Raw genomic sequence first — 4,914 nt, forward strand, 5'->3', positions numbered from 1 at the left:
CTCGATTTATTAATGCACTGTTATAAGAAGACCAATTGGTTGTACGATAGATTTTAGGTGTGGGCTTATTCATTTGAGAATTATATTGTGGAATAAGCCTTTAGAGATAGGTTTGTGCAACAAAGCCATTGGGATGCAGATGTAGCTGTAGGTAATATCTATCAACCTCAAACCACTTACTATGATAAACCGATGAGTTTTACTCAAACCGACTCAGGGAAGATTTATCAAAAACAATTTTTTGTGAGTGATACTTTGAGTTTTAATGATCATTGGCAGGCAATTATTGCGGGACGTTATATCAATTATAATAATCAAGCGAATACTTATCAAAAAGAAGTGGTTACACCAACCTATGCTTTAATTTATAAGCCAATTGAAGATTGGTCATTTTATGCAAGTTATTCAGAAGCATTGGAAGAAGGCCAAAAAGTCACGAGTAGTTCTGGCAAGAAATATGCGAATGATGGTCAGTATTTAGACCCAACTGTTAGTAAGCAATATGAAATAGGAACTAAATATCAACAGGATAGATGGCATGCATCTGCTGCTTTATACCGCTTGGAACGTATGGCTATCATTGATGAAACAATCGATGGCGCACTTTATAAAAGTCAAAATGGCGAAACCGTCTATCAAGGTTTTGAACTGATGGGAGGTTACAAGCTTACTCCAGACTTTACTGTAAATGCAGGGATTAATTTAAACGATCCAAGTATTGAAAAAGTCAGTGAAGCAAATATTGCATATAAAGGAAATCGTCCATCAGGTGCATCCAAAATCCAAGCAGTGGTTCAAGCTGACTGGAATATACCTTATATAGAAGGTTTAAGTGTACATGGTGATTTACGTCATTATGGTGATACATGGTATAACGATGAAAATACCATTAAATTTGATGATTACACGCTAGTCAATATCGGTGGTGGTTATCAGACGCGTATTTCAAATAAGCCTGTCACTTTTAGAGCAGACGTTAATAATTTACTCAATAAAAAATATTGGATGAACTCTGGCGCAGGTGAACCGATTACATTTGTTTTAAGTGCAAAAGTGGATTGGTAACCGATATATCTTTTACTGTTATTAAAATAGTACAGGGGTTTTACGAGCCCCTGTACTGACAATAAAATCTTTTTTAGTTTCACCACCAAGTTTTGATCAAACCGTATAGCGTTTACTCAATCCCCAATCTGCTAAAATTCGCCGATAGGTTGTTGATGAACGATCTGCTTCAAAATGTGCTTCCATCGTTAAGTCCAAAGGAAGTTCTTCTGGTTTTTGAGCCTCGACCATCTCCTGATCTTCTGCAAAAATCTGCGCATTAAAATCATAAACTGCTTGTAAATCACCTGTTGTATCAAAATTACGAGTTAGTGGAACAAATAAACGAGTTTGATTATGTGAAACTGGGCAGCATGCATTTAAAATTTTTAGGATCCCATCATTAGGGAAATGCACCGTCAGAATAGCTGAAAATGGAGGATATACATCAAATACTCGTTTCCATAAAAAATCTTGAGGTGCGAGATGCTGCAAACCATGTGGATAATTACTCACATCACTGACATATTCAGTATGCAAGCCATAATCCGTTTTGACAGTTGAGTACTTCGGAACGACTGGATTTTCCCGACTAGCAAATGCTTCATGATGAACCCAAGCAAAATGTGCAACGTCAATGAATCCTTCAAGTTGACGTCCACTTGAGCCTGCAATATCAACAGAAGGCGGCAAAATTGATTGATGTTCCTCGCTGTCCCATGTGTCCAGATCAGGGAAATTGGCTGAGGCAGGATTTCGATTTTGAATACTGGTCCAGATCAGCCCAAATTTTTCGATGACCGGAAACTTAGTCAGACTGAAACGATCAGAAATTTTAGTCAGTTCAGGTTGAGCAGGAATTTTAGTGCATTTTCCTTCTTCGTTATAACGTAAACCATGATAAGGACAAATAATTTCCTCACCTTCGACCCAGCCTTTGCTTAAAGGAACCCCACGATGCGGGCATATATCCCGAACCAGTTGTATCTTGCCTGATTCGGTTTTATAAATAGCCATTTTTACATCAAGTAAAGTGACTTTATGAGGTTGTTGAGAAACATCTTCAGCACGTGCAACGGGATACCAGTGTTGAGATAAGATTTCCCAGTCTTGATCATCAAATTGGCTATAGCAGGGTTTGTTGACTAAATTGATTACTGGGATTGCGTTCATGGTGATACCCCGAAAAAAATGCGAAATAAATATTGGGCGATGTGATCATGTTAGCGTTAAAGAATTTTGTGTCTATTAGAATGATTTGTATGTTATGTTCTAAAAAATAGAATGATGCATTGCTAGTGATGAATACAACATGATGAATATTGCTTTCTCAAGATTTACAGAATACTTTCTCGTGGTGGCTAAAACAGAAAACTTACATAAAGCCGCAGATCAATTATTTATTTCTGTTTCAGCCGTGCATCGTCAAATCGCTATGGCGGAGGAACAATTTGGTATCCAACTATTTGAACGATTACCGAATGGATTAAAACTTACGTTGGCTGGAGAGTTGCTCTATGCTGAAGTTTTGCGTTGGCAAAAGGAATTTAGACAAACCTGTAGTAGATTTGACGAAATTCAAGGCTTGAAACGCGGCTCGGTTGAATTGGGTTTAATCTCTGCATTGAGTGAAGGATTTGTGATTGATACCTTGGCTGATTTACAGCAACAGTACCCGTGGTTAAATCTCAACATTCACACTTATGACAGTAAAATCATGATTGAAAAAATCATGAATAATGACATTGATTTTGGTTTTATCCTTGATCCTATCGTTCATGCCAAACTTGATGTGCTTGCATTTATGGAAATTCCAATCGGTTTTGTGATGAGTCCTGAACATGTACTAGCAAAGCATCACAAACTATCACTTGCAGAAACGCATGAAACACGACATATCATGCCTGATCAGCCTTTGATTATTCATGAACGTGTCATGGCAATTTATAAAAAACAACAGATTAATCCAGTGTATCAAACACTCAGCAACGATATCCGATTGATGATTTCAATGCTCAAGCAAAATATGGGGATTGCGATATTAAGTTATTTGGATGTTTATTCAGCTGTTGAAAATCAAGAGTTAATCTTTATTCCAATACATGAAAAGGGCATTCAACCTTTAACTTTAGCACTTTGCGCTGGGTCAAGGCGCCAGCTTTCACGAATATCGCAATTGTTTATACAAGAGCTAATGCAAAGAATGGAAGCTATAAAATTAAATAAAACATTGAAATAATGGAAAATAATGACATGAATCCAATCTTCAATTAATTCTTATATGAACGCTGTTTAATCATGATCGATTCCAATGGTGCTCTTTTTAATTCTGGCATAGAAATTTTCATTAAAGAATAACTTATGATTGAAATGATAAACATGAAGATTACTTTTAAATCTAAACTGATTAAAAGTAAACATCCATAAAAAATAGTTAAGTAAACAATAAAGAGTTTGGCTGTTTTAAAATAATAGGCGGCAAAAAGACCGTAGATCAATGCACTAAAACTTAAATTAATGAGAGGACGAATTCCAAATTTATTTAAAATAATCACAAACAAACATAAAAGGGTGATTGAAAAAATAAATATACATATATTTTTTAAAATCAGCATATGATCCTCTTGCGTTTGTGAGTAAAAATCAAGCTCTCCCTTTTGCGCTGTAGAAAAAGGGAGAGCCATGAATACATCTTATATTTTGAGATTCTTTTAAATTATTCAGAATAAGTTATTCTATGAATAATGAGTCTTTATTATTCAACAGATCTCTTCTTAATCTCCAGCTTTCTTAAATAATAGAATGCTTATTGATGTATAGGGGAAATTATAAAATATAAAAATTACAGCAATAGACGAAATGGCTTACATGATTGTAAGATATAGCTTACAATAGTGTAAAAATTAAACAGAATTATTTCAAGCTTAAGCAAATTATATGTTTAATTATCAAATATTTAATTTTAATTATTGTCTAAATAAAATGATGCGAATTTACAGAAACAAAACACTAAAAAAGCTTCTAAATAAAAAATTGAATGAAAATTAAAATAGTTAATCTCTCCAACACATATTTATGGCGATTAAATTTGGCTAAAATAAAGTTGGAGAGATGTAGAAATGGAGACGACAAATTATAAATATTTGTTGACACCACGATTATTCATCCCCACGCGTTGGGGCTTAATATTGGTTTGATCCGCATCGTATAAATGATTTAAAAAAATGGGAAGCGAATTTTCATCCAGCTGTGCTGGAGAAAATATCTTAAAATTCATTTTTTTAAAAAATTTATTGATTTCTGAATTGCGCTGTACATATTTCATTGACCAATCTTTGAAATTAGTCTCAGCGATTTCAGTTGTATCAAAACCAATAATTTGATGATGACGTTTATCTTTACATATACTCTCAAAAAGTTGTTTTACAACGTGTTCAGAGCCTTGTAAACATTGGAAAAATGAACCATCTGCATAATAAAGTACTCCGCAGATTTCATTTCTGCTATTAAAATCACGTGCGACCGTCAATATATCATTCAAATCTTGTAAGAGATCTTCAGATTCATTATTTCTGGTACTCGCATAACACAATTGGATTTTCATAGCTGCACATTCCTTGAAAAGAGGTTTATGTCACATTTCAACTAAAAATGAGCAATAGAGATTAAATGAAAATTTATATCTTATTAATAAATAAAGATTAAATTTAGAGAGGGAAGTGACTAAGATCATCATAGAGTTTTTTTCTATAAACAACAAATATACTAAATTAAGAAATTTTTAATAAATTACTTTATTGTTTAGTTAAATTATTAAATAATTTTACAAAATTATTAAAAAACAATTGCTTATATATATGTGTAAAAATG

5 protein-coding genes are annotated in these 4,914 nt (G+C 33.6%); 2 read left to right on the forward strand and 3 right to left on the reverse strand.

Features of this window, described 5'->3' with window-relative positions; all coding sequences use genetic code 11:
* The first annotated feature begins 114 nt into the window (after positions 1–114).
* Positions 115–1,065: a TonB-dependent siderophore receptor gene (locus E0D95_RS15115; RefSeq protein WP_228258904.1), complete on the forward strand. Its 951-nt coding sequence runs from the start codon at positions 115–117 to the stop codon at positions 1,063–1,065.
* A 96-nt stretch (positions 1,066–1,161) separates the two neighbouring features.
* Here E0D95_RS15115 and E0D95_RS15120 read toward each other — a convergent pair whose 3' ends face one another.
* Positions 1,162–2,217 (reverse strand): aromatic ring-hydroxylating oxygenase subunit alpha, encoded by a 1,056-nt coding sequence (locus E0D95_RS15120; protein ID WP_130804965.1) that lies wholly within the window; start codon positions 2,215–2,217, stop codon positions 1,162–1,164.
* A gap of 142 nt (positions 2,218–2,359) precedes the next feature.
* On the opposite strand from E0D95_RS15120, the gene E0D95_RS15125 reads away from it, so the two are divergent.
* Positions 2,360–3,283 (forward strand): LysR family transcriptional regulator, encoded by a 924-nt coding sequence (locus E0D95_RS15125; RefSeq protein ID WP_130804968.1) that lies wholly within the window; start codon positions 2,360–2,362, stop codon positions 3,281–3,283.
* Positions 3,284–3,314: 31 nt separating this feature from the next.
* Here E0D95_RS15125 and E0D95_RS15130 read toward each other — a convergent pair whose 3' ends face one another.
* The gene (locus tag E0D95_RS15130) at positions 3,315–3,728 is read right to left on the reverse strand and encodes a hypothetical protein (RefSeq protein ID WP_130804966.1); all 414 of its coding nucleotides are present in this window, start codon (positions 3,726–3,728) and stop codon (positions 3,315–3,317) included.
* Between the two features lie 449 nt (positions 3,729–4,177).
* Positions 4,178–4,648, reverse strand: coding sequence for a BLUF domain-containing protein (locus E0D95_RS15135; RefSeq protein ID WP_130804967.1), 471 nt, complete (start codon positions 4,646–4,648; stop codon positions 4,178–4,180).
* Positions 4,649–4,914 lie beyond the last annotated feature (266 nt).

The organism is Acinetobacter ihumii, from assembly GCF_900625095.1.
Lineage (GTDB): Bacteria > Pseudomonadota > Gammaproteobacteria > Pseudomonadales > Moraxellaceae > Acinetobacter > Acinetobacter ihumii.